Genomic DNA, 1,444 nt, shown 5'->3' with positions numbered 1-1,444 from the left:
GCCACAAGCACTGCATCTACATCTTTGCTTGTTTTATTCGCTTGACCGAGAGCCTGCTTTGCAGCCTCTGTGGCCATTTCGCAAAGTACGCTGGGTTCGGAATTGGGGCGTTCAGGAATTCTTGGTGCCATAATTTCGGGATCAAGGATTCCGGATTTATCGATAACATAGCGGCTTTTGATGCCACTCGCCTTCTCTATAAAAGCGGAGGAAGATTCATGCAATGCCTCAACGTCACCGGAGGCTATTGCCTCTTCATTTTCAGCATTAAAAGCAGCGACATATCGATTAAAACTATCGACGAGTTCATCATTGCTAATAGATTGAGATGGAGTAAATAAACCGGTACCCGTAATCGCGGCCTTGTACACAAACTTCCCCTTTTTAAACCCGTGCTCATAAACACAAAGTTAAACATAATTCTGATACTTAACAACTATACTCGACGCACCAGCTGCCACTGTTTGTTGAGGCGCTTTTCCGAGACGGTCTCTGATGTACCAAGCTGTTGGGCGAACCATGATACGCGCTGCTCTTCGATTAGCCAACGGAATCTTTCAAGTTCAATATCGTAAATACCCTGTGCTTGATGCTGTTCGAGACGGGACGTATATTGATCCCACCAGTTTTTCAACAGAGGCAGCGCCTTGCGCTCCAAAGCCTGCTCGCGCCCCATCTTATCGAACCGCACAGAGCATGCTTTTAAATACCTTGGAAAATGACTTAGATTGTCATAGGGCGTTCTAGAAAGAAAACCATCGAAAATAAGATTCTCGACCTGGTATTTTATATCGCTCACCGACATCGCGACGGTAAAGTTGATTTTGCCTTTAAGGCATTTCATTAGCTCGTGATACTCAGCAAGAATGCGGACAGACAACTTCGCGAAGTCGCGGCTAAACGAAACGAAGTCACCGCGCTTCGATTGCCAACATTCCTCAAACTGCTCCGCCGTCGAGGGCAGGCCGTCACTAGCGAAATGATTCACAATGCACGCCATCGCAAAGTCGTCGTACAGACGCTCAGCCTTTCCTACTGGCGCGTAGAACAACCCCATTTTTTTATAATCAAGAATTTCTTTCTCAAACAATGCTATCTGGTCTCGCAGCTTAAAGTACAACAACCGGGCGAAACCGAGTCGCGTCAAACGCTGTGCTTCTAGCGCATCGTTTCGGGTTGTTTTCAACACTTTAGTACGCTGATCAATCAAGCACGGATAGACCTTTAGCGTGATGCCTGTTTGCTCAAGCTCTAGCTCTTTATCGAGATTAAAGCTCCATGTTTCAACGTGCTCATCTGCGACAGCTGATTCTTTACCGCTTGCTTTTGAGAGAGGGTTAGCACTCAGATAATCATCTGCGACATCGACAAGATCAGCCAGCTCCCGACTTTGTCTGAGAACTTTTCCGTCATCATCCAAAAGCTTAATGTTGAGGCGCAAATG

The 1,444-nt window shown here is 46.4% G+C and carries 1 protein-coding gene and 1 pseudogene; both read right to left on the bottom strand.

Going from position 1 to position 1,444, the window contains the following annotated elements; all coding sequences use genetic code 11:
- Positions 1 to 371, bottom strand: a pseudogene (locus tag A3750_RS23985) (beta-ketoacyl-ACP synthase III); the annotation flags it as partial.
- A 65-nt stretch (positions 372 to 436) separates the two neighbouring features.
- Positions 437 to 1,444 (bottom strand): DUF3418 domain-containing protein (locus A3750_RS23980; RefSeq protein ID WP_156498905.1); only part of this gene is annotated, 1,008 nt, incomplete at its 5' end.

The sequence above is a fragment of the Oleiphilus sp. HI0079 genome, from assembly GCF_001635105.1.
The sequence above is the reverse complement of the archived record's forward strand: the minus strand, read 5'-3'. Positions and strand labels throughout refer to the sequence as shown.